Source organism: Peptoniphilus sp. Marseille-Q6390 (assembly GCF_965119475.1).
Window position 1 is genome coordinate 381268 of the sequence record NZ_CBCPLS010000001.1, and the last position, 18196, is coordinate 399463.

General features: G+C 34.2%; 16 protein-coding genes. 9 read left to right on the plus strand and 7 right to left on the minus strand.

Annotation, left to right across the window (positions count from 1 at the left end; all coding sequences use genetic code 11):
* Window positions 1-27: 27 nt before the first annotated feature.
* The 7 genes from ACWPVO_RS01870 to ACWPVO_RS01900 are packed head-to-tail and all read left to right on the plus strand — an operon-like array spanning window position 28 to window position 5908.
* A complete protein-coding gene (locus ACWPVO_RS01870) occupies window positions 28-690 on the plus strand; it encodes a response regulator (RefSeq protein WP_454206157.1) in 663 nt (220 codons plus the stop codon).
* A 59-nt stretch (window positions 691-749) separates the two neighbouring features.
* Entirely contained in the window at window positions 750-992 is a 243-nt protein-coding gene (locus ACWPVO_RS01875; protein WP_454206159.1) for a helix-turn-helix domain-containing protein, read from the plus strand.
* A 4-nt stretch (window positions 993-996) separates the two neighbouring features.
* Window positions 997-2142 (plus strand): methionine adenosyltransferase, encoded by a 1146-nt coding sequence (gene metK / locus ACWPVO_RS01880; protein WP_195443527.1) that lies wholly within the window; start codon window positions 997-999, stop codon window positions 2140-2142.
* Window positions 2143-2149: 7 nt separating this feature from the next.
* Window positions 2150-3013: a hypothetical protein gene (locus ACWPVO_RS01885; protein WP_454206161.1), complete on the plus strand. Its 864-nt coding sequence runs from the start codon at window positions 2150-2152 to the stop codon at window positions 3011-3013.
* A 13-nt stretch (window positions 3014-3026) separates the two neighbouring features.
* Window positions 3027-3674: a phosphate propanoyltransferase gene (pduL, locus tag ACWPVO_RS01890; protein WP_005957709.1), complete on the plus strand. Its 648-nt coding sequence runs from the start codon at window positions 3027-3029 to the stop codon at window positions 3672-3674.
* A 4-nt stretch (window positions 3675-3678) separates the two neighbouring features.
* The gene (gene eutJ, locus ACWPVO_RS01895; protein ID WP_005957737.1) at window positions 3679-4515 is read left to right on the plus strand and encodes an ethanolamine utilization protein EutJ; all 837 of its coding nucleotides are present in this window, start codon (window positions 3679-3681) and stop codon (window positions 4513-4515) included.
* Window positions 4496-5908, plus strand: coding sequence for an aldehyde dehydrogenase family protein (locus ACWPVO_RS01900; protein WP_454206164.1), 1413 nt, complete (start codon window positions 4496-4498; stop codon window positions 5906-5908). Before eutJ ends, ACWPVO_RS01900 begins: the two co-directional genes overlap by 20 nt.
* A gap of 96 nt (window positions 5909-6004) precedes the next feature.
* Here ACWPVO_RS01900 and thrC read toward each other — a convergent pair whose 3' ends face one another.
* From thrC to mgtA, 5 genes are all read right to left on the minus strand, one after another.
* A complete protein-coding gene (gene thrC / locus ACWPVO_RS01905) occupies window positions 6005-8299 on the minus strand; it encodes a threonine synthase (RefSeq protein WP_285073769.1) in 2295 nt (764 codons plus the stop codon).
* Complete coding sequence (locus ACWPVO_RS01910) at window positions 8296-9477, minus strand: homoserine dehydrogenase (protein WP_454206166.1); 1182 nt, start codon at window positions 9475-9477, stop codon at window positions 8296-8298. Before ACWPVO_RS01910 ends, thrC begins: the two co-directional genes overlap by 4 nt.
* A 1-nt stretch (window position 9478) precedes the next feature.
* Window positions 9479-10456, minus strand: a complete 978-nt coding sequence (locus tag ACWPVO_RS01915) for an aspartate-semialdehyde dehydrogenase (RefSeq protein ID WP_454206168.1) — start codon at window positions 10454-10456, stop codon at window positions 9479-9481.
* A 2-nt stretch (window positions 10457-10458) separates the two neighbouring features.
* Window positions 10459-11769 carry an aspartate kinase gene (locus ACWPVO_RS01920; protein ID WP_250341673.1) on the minus strand — a complete coding sequence of 437 codons (1311 nt, stop codon included), beginning with the start codon at window positions 11767-11769 and terminating at the stop codon, window positions 10459-10461.
* Between the two features lie 351 nt (window positions 11770-12120).
* Entirely contained in the window at window positions 12121-14652 is a 2532-nt protein-coding gene (gene mgtA / locus ACWPVO_RS01925) for a magnesium-translocating P-type ATPase (protein WP_454206170.1), read from the minus strand.
* Window positions 14653-15065: 413 nt separating this feature from the next.
* On the opposite strand from mgtA, the gene ACWPVO_RS01930 reads away from it, so the two are divergent.
* Both ACWPVO_RS01930 and ACWPVO_RS01935 read left to right on the plus strand, forming a co-directional pair.
* Window positions 15066-15419, plus strand: coding sequence for a hypothetical protein (locus ACWPVO_RS01930; RefSeq protein WP_285043734.1), 354 nt, complete (start codon window positions 15066-15068; stop codon window positions 15417-15419).
* A gap of 1 nt (window position 15420) precedes the next feature.
* The gene (locus ACWPVO_RS01935; protein ID WP_005957777.1) at window positions 15421-15846 is read left to right on the plus strand and encodes a MarR family winged helix-turn-helix transcriptional regulator; all 426 of its coding nucleotides are present in this window, start codon (window positions 15421-15423) and stop codon (window positions 15844-15846) included.
* A gap of 329 nt (window positions 15847-16175) precedes the next feature.
* Here the strand turns inward: ACWPVO_RS01935 and ACWPVO_RS01940 are convergent, their stop codons facing one another.
* Together ACWPVO_RS01940 and guaA are read right to left on the minus strand one after the other, a co-directional pair.
* Window positions 16176-16427: a mobilization protein gene (locus ACWPVO_RS01940; protein ID WP_072071454.1), complete on the minus strand. Its 252-nt coding sequence runs from the start codon at window positions 16425-16427 to the stop codon at window positions 16176-16178.
* A gap of 210 nt (window positions 16428-16637) precedes the next feature.
* Entirely contained in the window at window positions 16638-18158 is a 1521-nt protein-coding gene (guaA, locus tag ACWPVO_RS01945) for a glutamine-hydrolyzing GMP synthase (RefSeq protein WP_454206173.1), read from the minus strand.
* Window positions 18159-18196 lie beyond the last annotated feature (38 nt).

Here is an 18196-nt window from a genome sequence, read left to right on the forward strand (position 1 = left end):
GTTCTATTAGTAAGTAATCAAACCTTAATGAGAGATACATTAAAAAAAATAATAGAAAAGAATGAGAAATTCAGTATATTTGGAGAAACAAATTCTTATAACAAAGCAACAGATTATGTTAGAAGCAATAATATTAATTTAGTTTTTTCTGATTTTATAATGCCTAACATTACAAGGGTAGATTTTATAAATAAAATCGAAAAATCAAATAATAAAACAAAAGTATTGTTGGTAGCATTTCCTCATGATTTAGTTTTTGAAGGAAATGAAAATATAAATTTAAACCAAATAATATTAAAGCCTTTAACATATGAAAAAGTTAATGAGAAGCTAGAAAAATATGACGCTATAAATCAAAAGAGTTATGAAAAAGATTTTCTGTTTAATATGGAACAAACAGTTAATATGAATGACTTTATTGAAGTTAATGAGTATTTAATTGAGATAATAAATGAATTTGATTTTAATAGTAGTGATTTAAAAGTCAAGGATGAGATAAAAGACAAATTAAAAAACTTAGGAAATAAAATAATTAATTTTAACAGCTTTGCAGAAGATAAAGATCTACTATATAAGGATTTCCCAATTAGTGACTTAACAGTAAAAGATAAAAGACTTTGTAATATATGGATGTTTAGAATTATCAATTATTATTTTAAGAAAAAAGTGTTGCTAATTATCCAATATTAAAAGACGTCTTTAAATATATTGAAAATAATTTAAACAAAAATATTTCTCTTAATGATGTTGTGAAAGAATGTAATATATCCCAAGGTTATTTAAGTAGGCTCTTTAAAAATGAATATAATCTAACCGTTGTAAATTATATTCATTTAAAGAAAATAAATTTAGCAAAAGAATACATATTGTTAGAGAATAGCAGTGTTTTGGATATAGCATTTAATTTAGGATATAACGAATATGGTTATTTTAGCAAAGTATTTAAAAAATACGAGAAAATGACAGTTGAGCAGTTTAGAAAAGCTAGGTGATATAATGAATAAATTTATTATTACATCAGAATCAGTTACAGAAGGTCATCCTGATAAGGTTTGTGACATAATATCAGATTCAATTTTAGATGAATATTTAAAAAAAGATAGCAATTCAAGAGTTGCTATTGAAAATATGATTTCAAACAATCTTCTTGTTATAGCTGGAGAGGTAACTTCAAAAGTAAAGATAGATGTAGAGAAAGTTGCTTTAGATGCAATCAAAGAAATTGGATATTCAACTAATGAATCAGGTTTTGATGTAGATAAAGCTATTATTCTTACAAATATAGATGAGCAGTCAAAGGATATAGCAATGGGGGTAAATCAAGAAAAAATTTGTGCAGGAGATCAAGGACTTGTTTTTGGTTATGCAACAAACGAAAGTAAATCCTATCTACCTTTAGCAGTTGAACTTTCTCATGCTCTCACAAAAAGACTTTCTGAAGTTAGAAAAAAGGGAATAGTTCAAGGTTTGTACCCCGATGGAAAATCTCAAGTTAGCTTGGTATATGAAGACGGAAGACCTAGTTATGTTAAGTCAATAGTTCTTGCTGCACATCATAAGGCAAGCAAAGATATTGCACTTCTAAGATATGAGCTTATCAAGGAAGTAATAATGAAGGTTATAGATAAGTCTTTGATAAAAGGCGATACTTTAATTCATATAAATGCAACTGGGAAATTTACAATTGGTGGACCAAAGGCTGATGTAGGATTAACAGGACGAAAAATAATTGTTGATACATATGGAGGAATTGGAAGACACGGTGGTGGAGCATATTCTGGAAAAGATCCATCTAAAGCTGATAGATCAGCATCTTATATGGCAAGATACGTTGCGAAGAATTTAGTAGCAGCTGGATTATGTGATAAGTGTGAAATACAATTGGCCTATGTTATTGGCAAAGAAAATCCAGAAAGTGTATATATAGATACATTTGGAACAGAAAAATATGATCTAGAAAAAATTTATAAGGTAACTGAGAAGATTTTTGATTTGAGTATCGATGGCATAATAAAGAACTTGAAGTTACAAAGGCCTGTTTATAAAAAAACAGCGTCTTATGGTCATTTTGGAAGAGATGAAGATGAATTTACTTGGGAGAAAACAGACAAAAAAGATGAACTAAAAAACTTAATTAGGTAGGTGTACTATGGATATTTTAACAATAATTGCAGGTTTTGCAGGAGGAGCTTTCGGAGCAGCTTTTGGTTCGATACCAGCTTTTATCTTGACAGGAGTGTTTGCTTTAATAGGATCTATTTTAACCCTTTCAGGAGTTACAGACTATATTGTTGGTAATGTGGCATTTGGTCCATTCTTTGGTCCACATGTATCCTTTGCAGCAGGAGCTGCCGCAGCAGCATATGCAGCAAATAAAGCTAAAAAGCTAGATAATGCACAAAATGTTTTAGCATCTCTTTTTGGTATTAATGATATAACTACAATATTGGTCGGTGGAATTTATGGTTTGGTAGGTATAGTCGCCTTTACATTGATAACAAAACAATCTGTATTTGTAACAGATTATCCTGCTTTTTGTGTATGTATAGTTTTATTTTTAAATAGAATTATCCTTGGGAAGACAACAATTATAGGTACATTAAACGATGGAGAAAAAAGAGAGATATTTCCTAAATTTGAAATCATACAAAATTCAGTAAATGGATTCCTGTTATCACTAGGCATCGCCATAATTGGTCAAAAGCTTATTGAAGCTGGAGTTAGTAAAGATGCTATGGCAATTTATCCTGTTTTTGCTTTTGGAATTTCAGCCCTATCACTTATTTTCCTACAAATGGGTTATTCTATTCCAATTACGCATCATGTAACATATCCTGCAGCAACTGTATTTATTTTGACGCAAAATATATTTTTAGCCGCTATCACAGGATTCATCAATGCAATACTATGGGTAATTGCAGGCAGAATTTTTAATTCTCACTGCGATACATATATTGACCCACCTGCAATAGTAATTGCAGTTAGTATGTTTATAATAAATTTAATTTTCTAAAAAAGGAAGTAATATGTTGAATAATAATGAACTTATAGCAAAAATTTCAAAAGAAGTTTTACAAAGATTAAATGATATAGATAATCACAAGATTGTTGTAGGTGTATCAAATAGGCACATACATCTATCTAAAGAAGATTTAGAAAGCTTGTTTGGAAAGGATTATGAGCTTACTGTTAAATCAACATTAAAACAGCCAGGTCAGTTTGCAGCCGAAGAATGCGTAACAATACGAGGTCCGAAAGGTGAATTTAACAATGTAAGAATTTTAGGACCCATAAGAAAAAAATCACAAGTGGAAATATCTCTTACAGATTCTTTCAAACTTGGAGTGAAGGCACCTATAAAAGAATCCGGAAAACTACAAGGAACCCCTGGTATTCAAGTTATTGGACCATGTGGACGAATAAATATGCCAGAAGGAACTATAATAGCTCTTAGACATATTCATATGACTCCTGAAGATGCAAAGTTTATGGATGTAAAAGATGGTGATTTTGTTGATGTGCAATTTTTTGGTGAGAGAAAAGCAGTAATGGGCAATGTACTCATTAGGGTAAGTGATAAGTACAAATTGGAAATGCACTTAGACACTGATGAAGCAAATGCTGTAGGTATAAAAAACAATGACTATGTTGTTTTGAAAAAATTTACTAGGTGAGAAATTGATAAAGAATAAGGACTTATTAAAACTTTCAAACTTAATAAAAGAAAACAAATTTGTTGACTTTAAAGATAGTGAATTAAAAGTTGGAGTGGATCTTGGAACTGCAAATATTGTACTCGTTGTTACAGATATGAGTGACAACCCCATCGCAGGTCTAATTAGACATGCCAAGGTTGTAAGGGATGGAATTGTTGTTGACTACTTAGAAGCAATAAAAATTGTCAAGGATTTAAAAGAAGAGCTAGAAAAATTACTAAATGTAGAGCTTATATATGCAGCTTGTGCTATACCACCGGGAATTGATCCTAGGAGTGTAAAAGCTATATCTAACGTTGTTGAGTCAGCTGGTTTTATAGTTACAAACATAATTGATGAGCCAACAGCAGCTGCGAAAACATTGAGAATAAAAAATGGTGCAATTGTTGATTTAGGCGGAGGAACAACTGGGATAAGTTTGATGAGAGATGGGAATGTTATAGGAACATGGGATGAACCAACAGGTGGTCATCACATGAACTTAACGATAGCTGGATACTATAATATAGACATAGATGAGGCAGAAGAATTAAAAATAAAATCTAATAGCAGAGAAATATTAACTATAGTAAAGCCAGTTTTAGAAAAAATGGCGATTATAGTAAAAAATGTGTTAGTTAATAAAGACGTACAGGCCTTATATTTAGTTGGAGGGGCTTCAAATTTTGACGGAATAGAAGATTTATTTGAGAAAATAACTGGGATAAAAACTTATAGAAGCGAAGAAGCTTTATTGGTAACACCCTTAGGTATTTCAAAAAGTTGTATTGGAGGAAAATATGGAAAACAACATGATTGATGAAGTCATAAAACAAGTAATTGAAGAATTAAGAAAAGAAGGAAGTATAAATAATTCATTTGAAAGTTGTCAAACAAATTATGGAGTTTTTGACAATATGGATGAAGCAATCGAAGCAGCAGATAAGGCCCAAAAACAACTTTATGATCTTTCCATTGACGAAAGAGATAGATTTGCAGATATTATAAGAGAAACAGTATTAAAAGAAGAGAATTTACAACTTCTTACAAATATGGCTGTTGAAGAAACTAAAATTGGAAGAGTCAGTGACAAGTTAATAAAAAATAGAGTAGCTGCAATAAAAACTCCAGGGAAAGAAGATTTGAGGACAAATGCGTTAACAGGGTCAAATGGTCTTATGATTGAAGAATATTGTCCTTTTGGAGTTATAGGATCTATTACACCAACTACTAATCCAACAGAGACTATAATATCAAATTCAATTTCAATGATAGTTGGTGGTAATTCTGTTGTGTTTTCACCACATCCTCGTGCAAAAGAAACTTCAATAACTCTTATTCAAATGCTTAATCAAGCTCTAGTAGCAGGTGGAGCGCCTGCTAATTTAATAACCATGGTCAGAGAACCATCTATTGAGGCTACTAATATTATGATGAACCATCCTAAGGTTAGACTTCTTGTAGCAACAGGTGGTCCTGGAATTGTTAAGACAGTTCTTTCATCTGGTAAAAAAGCAATAGGAGCAGGAGCTGGTAATCCACCTGTTGTTGTTGATGAAACTGCAGATATTGAAAAAGCTGCAAAAGACATCGTTAACGGAGCAAGTTTTGATAACAATGTACCTTGTATTGCAGAAAAGGAAGTTTTTGTAGTTGAATCTCAAATTGATAATTTAATATATTATATGAAAAATAATGGTGCATATTTATTGACATCTGAAAATGATATAAGAAATCTTGATAACACTGTTAGTCAAGAAAATGGAAAACCAAAGACTGAATTCGTAGGAAAAGATGCAAAATATATTTTAAGTAAAATTGGAATTGAAGTTTCAGATGATATAAGGCTTATTATTTTTAAAGCAAACAAAGAGGATCACTTAGTAACTGAAGAAATGATGATGCCAATATTACCTATAGTTCCTGTTCCTAATGTTGATGAGGCAATAGAGTGTGCACATAAGGCAGAACATGGAAATAGACATACTGCAATAATGCACTCAAAAAATGTTGACAAATTATCAAAAATGGCAAAACTTTTAGAATGTACAATTTTTGTAAAGAACGCACCTTCATATTCTGGGATTGGTGTTGGTGGAGAGGGCTCTACTACTTTTACAATTGCCGGCCCTACTGGTGAAGGTATAACAAGTGCAAAGAGTTTTTGTAGAATAAGAAGATGTGTAATTAAAGATTCATTTAGCATTAGATAAAATAGAAAAACAAAAAAATATATTTATTTAGAAACCCCTAAATTTTTGAGATTTAGGGGTTTGTTATATAAACATGAATTAAATTAAGTCAAAATTTTAAATTATGAAGGCTCCCTTTTTATCAAGGTCAAGTGCCACAACTTCATAAGAATTTGAAAGTTTGTCTAAGTTATTTTTTATTTCCTCTTCTGAAGTCTTGTCCTTAGCCTTAAAGACTAGCATTATTGTTGAGCCGGCACCACTCAGGTAGTGACCAAGGGCTTCGCTATCATCAATAATTTTTTCAATCTCATGAATTTCTGGAATTAGTTTTAACCTGTAGGGCTCGTGAATCTTGTCATCAAGGGCAACTTTTAAGTTTTCTTGGTCACCTGAGATTAGGGACAAGATTACCATGGAAAGCCTTGATAGGTTAAAGACAGCATCTTCCTTTGAGTAAGTCTCTGGCAAGGCATCTCTTGCTTCCTTTGTAGGAAGTTTGAAGTCAGGAATGATTGCCAAGAATTTAAAATTATTTGAAATTTCAAATTTTTCTACATAAACTTGGTCATCTTTTAAGATTGAAGCCACAGCGTTTCCAAAAATTGCTGGAGCCACATTGTCTGGATGGCCCTCCATCTTTGTTGCAATTTTTAAAATTTCCTTCTTGTCAAAGTCTCTTTTCATGATGTCGAAGGCTGCCATTATACCCATGACAATGCAGGCAGCTGATGATCCAAGACCACGTGAAAGGGGAATGTTGGCGTCTACATCAAAGTCCACAGAGAGGACTTCTTCATCGTAGAAGTCGAAGGCATACTTGTAGGCCTTGTAGATTAAATTTGTTTTTAAATTATTTTCAAATTCTTCTTTATTATCAGTCAATTTAAATTCACAAGTGTTGGCAAGGTCAAGGGCAAGTCCAAGTACGTCAAAGCCAGGTCCTAGGTTGGCAGAAGTTGCTGGGACAGAAATTCTCTTGCCACGTTTTGCAAATTTTAAAACTTCTTCTTCAATTTCATTTTTTAGAATTTTTGTCTTGTGAATAATTTTTTTATCTTTCAATTTTTTAATTTCAGATGGAATCTTCACTCCAGTTTTTTCGTGAAGAATATTAATGTTTTCGAACTCATCATCTGAAAGATTTTCTCCAAGGGCCTCAAGGACTGTTGAAGAAAACTTGTAGGGACTTGCAGTTGATAAAATCACAGTCTTGTCAAGTCCAAGCTTGTCTACAATATTTTTTGCAACCCCTGTGTGAGGGTCAATTAAATAATTTTCTTCCTCAAAGACCTTCTTAATAGTTTTCCTTGTCTCCTCTTCATTGGCATAGCCACACAAGAATTCCTTGAAATCTCCATCGAAGTCAAAGAGACCCTTGTCTCTTAGGTCATCCATCTTTTCTTTTACAATATCATCAGAGGACTTGTGGAAGATTAGTCTTTCAAGATTTGATGAAACTAAGATGTCCATGGAAGGAGAAATTGTCTTTACAAGGTCCCTGTTGGCATCGTAAGTCCCAGTAGTGAAGAAGTCTGTCAAAACATTGTTGTCATTTGATGCAATTACAAGTTTGTCAACTGGCAGGCCCATTTCTTTGGCATAGTAGCCAGCCAAGATGTCTCCAAAGTTACCAGTTGGAACGCAGAAGGAAATTTTTTCGCCAGCATCTATTTTTTTATTTTTAACAAGGTCTGCGTAGGAATAAAAATAATAGACAATTTGGGGAAGGAGCCTGCCAATGTTAATGGAGTTGGCAGAAGAAAGATAAATATTTTCTTTTTTTAGCTCTTCCTTTATCTTGCTATCGTTAAATATTTTTTTCACAGCAGATTGGGCATCGTCAAAGTTTCCATCAATGGAAATAACCTTTGAATTTAAAGATCCTGTTGTATCCATTTGAGCCTTTTGGATGGAGCTCACGCCTTCCGTTGGATATAAAACCAAGATGTCAATGTCCTCTGTGTTGTAAAAACCTTCTAGGGCAGCCTTACCAGTGTCGCCTGATGTTGCAGTTAAGATTAATGTCTTGTCCTTGATGCCCAGAGATTTTTTGGCATAGGCCAAGAGGTTTGGAAGAAGGCAAAGGGCAAAGTCCTTAAAGGCAGAAGTCCTGCCATGGTAAAGTTCTAGGTAAAAATCCTTTTGGTAGGATACTTTTGCAATTTCATCTTCAAAGGACCCGTAGGATTTTTCTATAATTTTTAACAAGTCTTCCTTGTTGAAGTCTGTAAGATATAATGAAAGAATTTTGTGGGCCAAGTCAGTGTAAGATAGGTCCAAATTTTCCATTATGTCGAAGCTAGGGAAGAATTCTGGGACAAAGAGTCCGCCATCTTCAGAGATTCCCTTAACAATGGCTTCTCTGCCAGAAATTTTTAAATTTGAATTTCTTGTTGATAAAAATTTCATAGGTCCTCCTCAATTTCTGCCAAGAAAACTTTTGAAAGGTCTCTAAGGGCATCTCTCAAGTCATCAAGGGAAACTTCCTTTGTTACTATTAAGTGTTGGTCGTCTAGGACTTTTTCTTTTTCTATCAGGTCTTTTAATTTTTCTGAAACGTCACAAGTCCTAACATAAAATTTATTTTTCAGATTATTTTCGACGTCATAAGAATTACCCGCGTCATAAAAAGTCTTGATTTCTCTTCTTGCAAGAACTCTCAAGAGGTCACGCATAACTGCATCGGCAGTTTCAAGCTTGCCTGCACCAGGTCCCTTTAGCTCGTAGGCAGAGAAATTTTCTCCCCAGACCTTAACCCCATTGGTTCCACCAAAAGTCTTTGCAAAGAAATTATCTTTTATAAATGTAGGTATTACAGAAATATTTATCTTGCCCTCAGCGAGTTCTGACTTGGCAAGAAGTCTAATGGAATAGCCTCTTTCTTTTGCAAAATCAAAATCAGATTTATTTACATTTTGAATTCCAAAAGTAAAAATTTCTTCTTCATTTATTTTTGCATTGTAGATGAGAGAAGATAAAATTCTTATCTTTCTCATGGCATCAAAGCCACCAACATCAGCAGTAGGATCTGCCTCGGCATAGCCAAGTTCTTGAGCTTCTCTTAGGACCTCGCCGTAAGAGGACCCTTCCACTTCCATCTTTGAAAGGATGTAGTTGGAAGTTCCGTTTAAAATCCCTTGGATCCTGTTCATGTCGCTGAAGAAGGTCTCTTCCATGATGGGGTGAATTACTGGAATTGCACCAGCAACTGCAGCCTCATAGGAGAAGAAAATATTTTTTTCTCTAGCAAGCTCATTTAATTCTTCAAAATATTTTGAAACTACAGCCTTGTTGGCAGTGACAATATTTTTGCCAGCCTTCATTAGCTTTACAATTCTTTCGTAAGTTTCTTCAAGACTTGATGTCACATCAATAACTGTGTCCACATCAGAATTTAAAATTTCATCAAAATCATCTGTGAAAGCAAGGTCGCCATCCAGTGGAGACCTTTTTTTATTTTTATTTCTAATTAAAACTTTTTCAATTTTTATATCAAAATTATTTTTTAAGAGGGCATCTCTCTTCTTGTATAGAATTTCTTCGACACCTGTTCCCACAGTGCCAAAGCCCATTATTGCAATTTTCAACTTAAACCTCCAAGACTTTTTCCGCAATTTGCACTGCGTTAGTTGCAGCTCCCTTCCTGATGTTGTCGGCACAAGACCATAGGTTTAGACCATTTTCTACAGTGAAGTCACGTCTAATTCTGCCAACAAAAACTTCATTCTTGTCGGCTGCCATTAGGGGCATTGGGTAAACTTCATTGGCAAGATCATCTTGAAGGACCATGCCAGGGTAGTCGCCGATAATTTTTTTCACATCTTCCACTTCAAAAGGCTTTTCCACTTCAACGTTAATGGAAATTGAGTGAGAGAACTTAACTGGAACACGAACTGTTGTGGCAGTAACAAGGATAGAGTCGTCGTGAAGAATTTTTTTAGTTTCGTTAATCATCTTCATTTCTTCCTTGGAGTAGCCATTGTCTAAGAAGACATCAATTTGTGGAATGCAGTTGTTCTTAATTGGATACTTGTAAGCAAGTTGTGTTCCTTCTTCCAAGTCAGAAATTCCCTTTATGCCAGATCCAGAAACTGATTGGTAAGTAGAATAAATTACCCTCTTGATTTTGTACTTGTCGTGAATTGGTTTAAGAGGAAGTACAGATTGGATAGTTGAACAATTTGGGTTTGCAATGATTCCCTTGTTCATTTTAATATCTTCAGGATTGATTTCTGGAACAACTAGGGGAACCTCTGGGTCCATCCTAAAGGCAGAAGAGTTGTCAACAACAGTTACTCCAGCCTTAGCTGCAGTAGGAGCAAACTTTTCACTAACAGATCCACCAGCAGAGAAGAGGGCAATCTTAATGTCTCTTCCTTCAAAGGAATCTTCCTTTAATTCCTCAACAGTGTATTCCTTGCCACAATATTCAATTTTTTTGCCAGCTGATTTCTTGGAGCTAAACAAGTATAAATTGTCTATTGGGAAATTTTCTTCACTTAAAACCTTTAACATCATGCTTCCAACAAGTCCAGTTGCACCTACAACTGCTACATTAACCTTCATCTTTAGTCCTCCTTATAAAATTCTCTATAAATTGCGCGAATTGCTTTTTCAAAATCCTGAGTTTCCACACCAATAATAATATTGATTTCGCTGGAACCCTGGCTAATCATCTTAATATTAATTCCTTCTCTGGCAAGGGCAGTGAAAGTCCTAGAAGACACACCCTTTTCATTAATCATGCCACGTCCAACAACTGCAATTAGGGAGATGTCCCTTTCCCAAGAAATATTGTCTACGTTTAAATAAATCTTTAGCTCTTCAAGAACCTTGTTTAGCTTTGGTGTGATGTAAGAATCTGCCACAAGGACAGAAACTGAATCAATACTTGAAGGCATGTGCTCAATGGAAATATCGTTGGACTCGAAAACTGTAGTGAGCTTCCTGAAAAAGTCCTTTTCGCTATTCATATTTACCTTCTCAAGATTTATAACAGTGAAATCTTTTTTGCCCGAGATACCAGTTAAAATATTTTTATTTTTTATGTCACATTGAGAAAGAATCAAAGTCCCTTCTTCATGAGGGGCGTTAGTATTTTTAATATTGATTGGAATGTTCTTGTCCCTAAGTGGGAAGATTGCCTCTTCATGAAGGACCTTGGCTCCCATGTAGGAAAGCTCCCTCAACTCCTTGTAGGTGATAGTTCCAATAGGGGATGGGTTCTTGACGATTTTTGGGTCTGCAACTAAGAAGCCAGATACGTCAGTGAAATTTTCATACATCTCTGCATCAAGGGCAGAGGCAATGACAGAACCTGTCACATCAGATCCACCACGAGAAAAAGTTTTGACCTTGCCGTCTTCCTTTTCTCCATAGAAGCCAGGGACAACAGCCTTTTCATGTTGAGTTAGAAGATTTCTAATCTTTTCCTCTGACTTCGGAAGGTCCAAGACTCCATTAGTAAAGGCAATCAAGTCTCTTGCGTCTACAAAGTCAAATCCAAGATAGGCTGCAAGGACTTGGGCACTTATAAACTCGCCACGGCTTATGACGAAGTCGTAGCTTGCCCCATTGGTAATTTCATCCTTGACCTCAGCAAGAATCTTATCAATGTCTATATCCAAAACAAGATCATCAACAATATTCTTATAAACATTCTCGATGATCTTGTAAACTTCATTAAAATTTAATTCGTGGGCACTTAATTCGTGACACATTGCTAGAAGGTCAGTGACCTTGTGATTGTTGTTAACTCCTTTTCCAGGCGCAGAAACTACTATGTACTTTCTAGCCTCATCTTCCAGTACAATATCCTTAACTTTTTTCAGTTGACGAGCATCGGCAAGTGAACTGCCACCAAATTTTGCGACTTTCATCTCTTTCTCCTTTTTGTAAAATTAAGAAAAACCTTTAACACAATAAAAACTTTTGAGTTCATAAAAATTATTTAATCAAAACTACTTAATAAAAAAATTTTGAATTGAAAAAATAAACTTACAAAACAAGCTTATAAATATAAGTAAAAATGTTAAAAGTAATTTTTTCGATTATACAATTATTTAGCCCAGTTGTCAATTGAAAGGGACTTATAAGAAAGGAAGAAGAGGGATATCATAATAAATTTAAAACAAGCGAGAGAGAACAAAAATTTAAAATTTGAAAAATAAAAAAGGCCGAGTTAACTCGACCTGAATTTTTCTAAGCTATTAAGATTGTTTTCTTTAAATTTATTTTCTTGAAAAGGAGTTGCGTTTATAAAATTCTTTTTTCAACGCTTCTGCCACCAAAGCATAGACGAAGGAGATTAAAAACATGGCAAGTAGGGCTTTGATAGGAAGGTCAACTAAACCAAGATAGGAGTTAATTGGGCTGTAAATTATTCCAACTAAGAGGATGCCGACACAGACTATAGCGAGAATTAATTTTTTGGAAGGCTTACTTTTGAAAATTGGCCTTGCAGTCCTTACGATTAACATAACTACCATAGCTGAGATAACAGACTCTAACATCCAGCCTGTTTGGAAGTAACTTTCCTTTGCCTTGAAAATATAAATTAAAACAAAGAAGGTCACATAGTCAAATAGGGAAGATATAATTCCAAAAACAACCATGAACCTCTTAATAAATTTCATGTCCCACTTAACAGGATTCTTCAACCAATCCTCATCAACAGAGTCCGATGCAATTTGTAAAGAAGGAAAGTCAGTTAACAAGTTTGTAAGAAGAATTTGCTTAGGCAAGAGGGGCAAAAACTTTAAGAAGAGACTTGCGCCTGCCATAGAAAACATATTTCCAAAGTTGGCACTTGTAGCAACAAAGATATACTTCAAGGTGTTGATGAAGGTCCTTCTTCCTTCCTTGATGCCAGACAAGAGAACAGTGAGACTGTTTTGCAAAAGAACAATTGAAGCTGCATCCTTTGCTGTGTCGGCAGCAGTGTCAACAGATATACCAACGTCAGCTACCTTTATGGCAGGAGCATCATTGATGCCATCTCCCATGTAGCCAACAATTTCTCCAGCTTCCTTATAAGCCCTGATAATTTTTTCCTTTTGATTAGGACTTATTTCAGCAAATATATCAATATCCAAAACTTTTTTGTTAAGTTGACTTATGGAATAAGAGCTTAAATCTTCTCCAAGCAAAATTTTTTCGGGATTAAGTCCAATTTGGCTGCCGATATTTTTTGCAATCTCTTGGTTGTCTCCAGTTATCATCTTTAAGGCAACGCCAAGCTTATTCATATGGCTAACAACGTCCCTTATATCTTCCTTTAAAGGGTCAATGAAGAGCAAGAAACCCTTGAAGATCATATCTTGAGCAGCTTCTTTTTCAAGGTCGCAAGAATCATCTAAAAATTTGTAGGAAAGACCTAGGACTCTATAGCCTTGACTTGAATACTTATTGAAAGAATTTTTTAAACTAGGTATGACATCATCAATTGATCTAATAGAACCATCACTTCCTTCGTAAGTTTTACAAATCTTTAAGATGCTTTCAAAGGCTCCCTTAGTGACCATTAAATTTTTATTTGAAAAATCATCATTGGTTTTCACAATGACACTCAAGAGTTTATTTTCAAAAGAATAGGGGATTTCAAAAAGTTTTTTGTAGGCAGAAAAATCCTCTGACTTGTCACTTAAGATAGCCTCATCAATTGGATTTGCATAGCCCTCTTGAAAATATGAATTAAGACCTGCAAATTTTTTTAATTCTTCAGAATTTTCTCCAGCAAAGTTAAGGCTAGAGTGGAGCTTAACTTTTCCCTGAGTGATAGTTCCAGTTTTGTCAGAACACATAACTGTCATGGAACCAAAGTTTTCAATGGAGTTTAATTTTTTAACAATAACGCCTTGCTGGGACATCCTCTTGGCACCCTGTGACAAGTTGACGCTAATAATAGCTGGCAACATTTGTGGAGTTAGACCAACAGATAGGGCAAGGGCAAACATAAAGGATTCCAAAAAAGACTTATTTAAAACAATATTAAACAAGAAAATTAAACCAATTAAGAGGGTCGTAACGTGTAAGATTAAATTCCCAAAATTTTTAATACCCTTCTCGAAGTCAGTATCCGAATCTCTTTGACTAAGAGAATTTGTAATTTTTCCAAACTCAGTGTCCTTTGCCAAGTTGACAATTAGAGCCTTGCCAGACCCACTAATAAGATGAGTCCCCATCCAAAGAGAATTTTTTCTAGCAGAAAGACCTGTGCTTGCATCTAATTTTCCGCATGACTTTTCAACAGGGAAGGTCTCCCCAGTCAAGCTTGACTCATCAGTGGTAAGAGAGTTGCCCTCAATAAGCAAACAATCAGCAGGGATCATGTCGCCAGTTTTAACCTTAATTATGTCACCAAGAGTTAGATCAGCATTGTCTAACTCTTTAAAACTTCCGTCTCTTAAAACTGACGACGTAACACTAACAGAAGAAAGGAGTTTCTTCACAGCGTCCTTTGCCTTGCTCTCATGAAGATAACTCAAGAGAGAAGAAATTAAAATTATAATCAAAATAATGATGCCATCAGAATAATCCTTTAAAAAAATTGACAAGATAGCAGCAAAAATAAGAATCAAAGTAATAGGACTTTTGAATTGAGATAAAAAGATTATGAAGTTAGAAGAAGCCTTCTTCTCATCAAAAACATTCTTACCATAAGTTTCAATCCTCTTGGCAGCCTCTTGACTAGTTAAACCATCACGGCTAGAATTTAATTTTTTGAGCGCATCATCTATGTCATAAGACCAAAAATTTTTCATAATACCTCCTAGATAGGTCAAATATATATCTATTAATAATAAAATACAAGAGATTTACAAGAATAAAAATATGTAGGTAAAATAAAAAAAGACCGAAGGCTCCTCGCCAGAGGGCTGTGATTTTCCGCAGTCATGGTCTGTTCCAAATCAAAAAGAGGACGCTACGCTTCCCCTGCACTGGCTGCCGCCAGCTACCCTTTGAAAGGAAAAATTTATAGAAACAGTATTTACTACGAAATTCACCACTAAAATATTATTTTAAGAGATATAAACTTAAAAACAAATTAGTTGACGCATCAACTAATTTGTGGTATACTTCACTTATTATGAAAAGTGATGTAAGAGTAATGAAATATAAACGTTATATTTTCCCTATATTGATGGGGAGCACAATGAGTTGCATTATGTCTCAGATGAATACTGGAAAAATTGTTTTTCCGTCTATACTTTTAATGATGTTATTGCAATCTATAGTTGCAAGTATAGCATCTTTGATTTTTCCGGCTGGACTTATAGGTGCAAAAGTAACAGAGAAACTATATACTGGAAAATCATATATTGTTTTTTTAGTTCTTTCATCAATAATTCCAGCGATATATTTTACTACAATTATGTCTGTAAGCGGATTGTTAAGAATGAAGGGATATGATGAGAATTTCTGGAAAATATATTTTTCCTCATTTCCTATTAATGTTGTATTAGGATATTTTTCGAGTATTTTTTGGAATGTGATATTGGACAAAGTTTTAAGAAGAAAAGAGGCATAAAGTGGAGAAAAGTATCGGAAAACTTATAACTTATTTATCGAGATGTATTCAGCAAGAATTAAAAAATGTAGTTGTTCCATTTGACATAAGTGTCGGAGAAGAGCCTTATTACATGGCACTTACAAAACAGGATGGATTGACTCAGGATCAATTAACAAAGCTTGTGAAAGTAGATAAGGCTGGTACGGCTCGAATGGTTAAATCATTAGAGCAAAAAGGATATATCACACGAGAAACAGACCCTAAAGATAAAAGAAACAAAAAAATACATCTTACAGAAAGAGGACGATTAAAATATGAACCTTTAAGTAGAGCATTAAAAGAATTTAATCAGAAGTTGACATCAGAATGGACAGATGAACAATATGAAATCGTTTATCAAAGTCTGGAAATGCTAAAAAAAAATTTTGAGATTGATAATAAATAACTTTCAATTTATTGCCCCTCTACACATCGGGTCAACTTGCCTCGAACTTTTACACCTTGGATTGTCAACACTTATTTGTACAATTTAAAATCGAACGCACTAATTTAAGATTAAATGATAATTACTAGTTAATCTTGATTGTCTATATTTAACTGGGGGCTGTAAATAATTTTGTGTATCAACCTAAATCCTGACATAAGGGTAAGGGTTGATACATTTTTTGCATTTAAATATCTATACACTCCTATAGAAATAGAGCATATCGTAATATTATAAAACTTTAATTATTGAACTAGAAGTTTAAATATTATCATAATTTCTACATTTTTTCATTCCCTCCTTAATAATAGTGAATGCACATCCCACAACTCCTTGGATATTTTCTCTATTTTTTCTCTCATATAATCTATATCTTTCTTATAAATGACTCCCGTTGTATTAGTTGCTTTTACGGTCTGGTTTATATTATTTGTTGCATTTGAAAGTGACCATTGTAAATCTCTAAATTGTTCTAGGTCTATAATATAAATTTCTTTTTCTTCATATGTTGAGTATATTTTTAGTTGATTTTTTAAATTTATTTTATACTAGATGTCGCTTTTAATTGTACAACATATCAAATAAAAAAGACCATAACACTTAAGTTATGATCTAATTTTTTATCCAAATGTAAACCACTTGGAACTATTATTCAATTTATTATTTTTTACTTCCAGTACTATTTGAGTACCAGTAGCCATTTTTTATTCTCTATATAGCTTGTAATCAAGCTATTTTAGAAAATTTTGCGATTATTCCCATTCAATAGTTGCTGGGGGTTTTGATGTTATGTCGTAAACTATTCTATTTATATGGTCTACTTCGTTTACTATTCTATTTGACACCTTGTCCAAGATTTCCCAAGGGATTCTTGTGAAGTCGGCTGTCATGAAGTCTGTTGTTGATACTGCACGAAGGGCTAGTGTGTAGTCGTATGTTCTAAAGTCGCCCATTACTCCTACTGTTCTGTTGTTTGTTAGGACTGCGAAGTATTGGTTGATGTCTTCAAGTTTTGCTTTTTCTAATTCGTCTCTAAAGATTTTGTCTGCGTCACGAAGTATGTCGAGTTTTTCTTTTGTGATTTCACCCATTACTCTTATGGCAAGTCCTGGTCCTGGGAAGGGTTGTCTGTCTACTAGGTAGTCTGCAAGTCCTAGCTCTCTTCCAAGGTCACGTACTTCGTCTTTAAATAGCATGCGTAGTGGTTCGATGATTTCTTTGAAGTCTACGAAGTCAGGTAGCCCGCCAACGTTGTGGTGGGATTTTATTACTGCTGAGTCGCCTAGTCCTGATTCAATTACGTCTGGGTAAATTGTTCCTTGTGCTAGGAAGTCTACTGCTTTTATTTTTTGTCCTTCTTCTTCAAAGACTCTTATGAATTCTTCGCCGATGATTTTTCTTTTTCTTTCTGGGTCTGTTACGCCTGCTAGTTTATTTAAAAATCTTTCTTCTGCATCTACTCTTATGAAGTGCATGCCTGAGTCTTTAAAAGCTTCTTCTACTTCGTCACCTTCGTTCTTTCTCATTAGGCCGTGGTCTACGAAGATACATGTTAGTTTTTCACCAACTGCTTTTGATAGTAGGGCTGCTGTTACTGATGAGTCAACTCCACCTGATAGGGCAAGGAGGACTTTTCCATCGCCAACTTTTTCTTTTATTTCTTGGATGGATTTTTTTGCATAGTTTTCCATTGTCCAATCTTTTTTTGCTCCACAGATTTTTACTGCAAAGTTTTCTAACATTTCTTTGCCGTGAACTGAGTGGTTTACTTCTGGGTGGAATTGTAGGGCATAAAGTTTTTTGTCTACATTTGCCATGCCTGCTATTGGACAGTTTTTACTTTTTGCTATTACTTCAAAGCCTTCTGGCACTTGGCTCACTCTATCTACGTGACTCATCCAAACTGTTTCTTCTTTTGATAGGTTTTTAAAGATAAGTGATTCTTTTGTTTCGATTTCTGTTTTTCCAAATTCTCTTTCATTTGGTGCTTTTATTACTTCGCCACCAAGTGTGTGTGCCATGATTTGCATTCCATAGCAAAGTCCAAGTACTGGTATGCCTTTGTCGAAGATTTCTTTTTCTATTTGTGGTGCCCCTTCTTCATAGACTGAGTTAGGTCCACCTGTAAATATTATTCCTTCTACATTGTTTCTATTTTCTAATTCTTTTAAGGCCTTGTTGTAGGGTACAACTTCGCAGTAAATGTTAAGATCTCTTATACGTCTTGCTATTAACTGGTTGTATTGGCCGCCAAAGTCAACTACTAGTATCATATTAACCTCCTCTTCATTTAGTCCATTTTATAATAAAT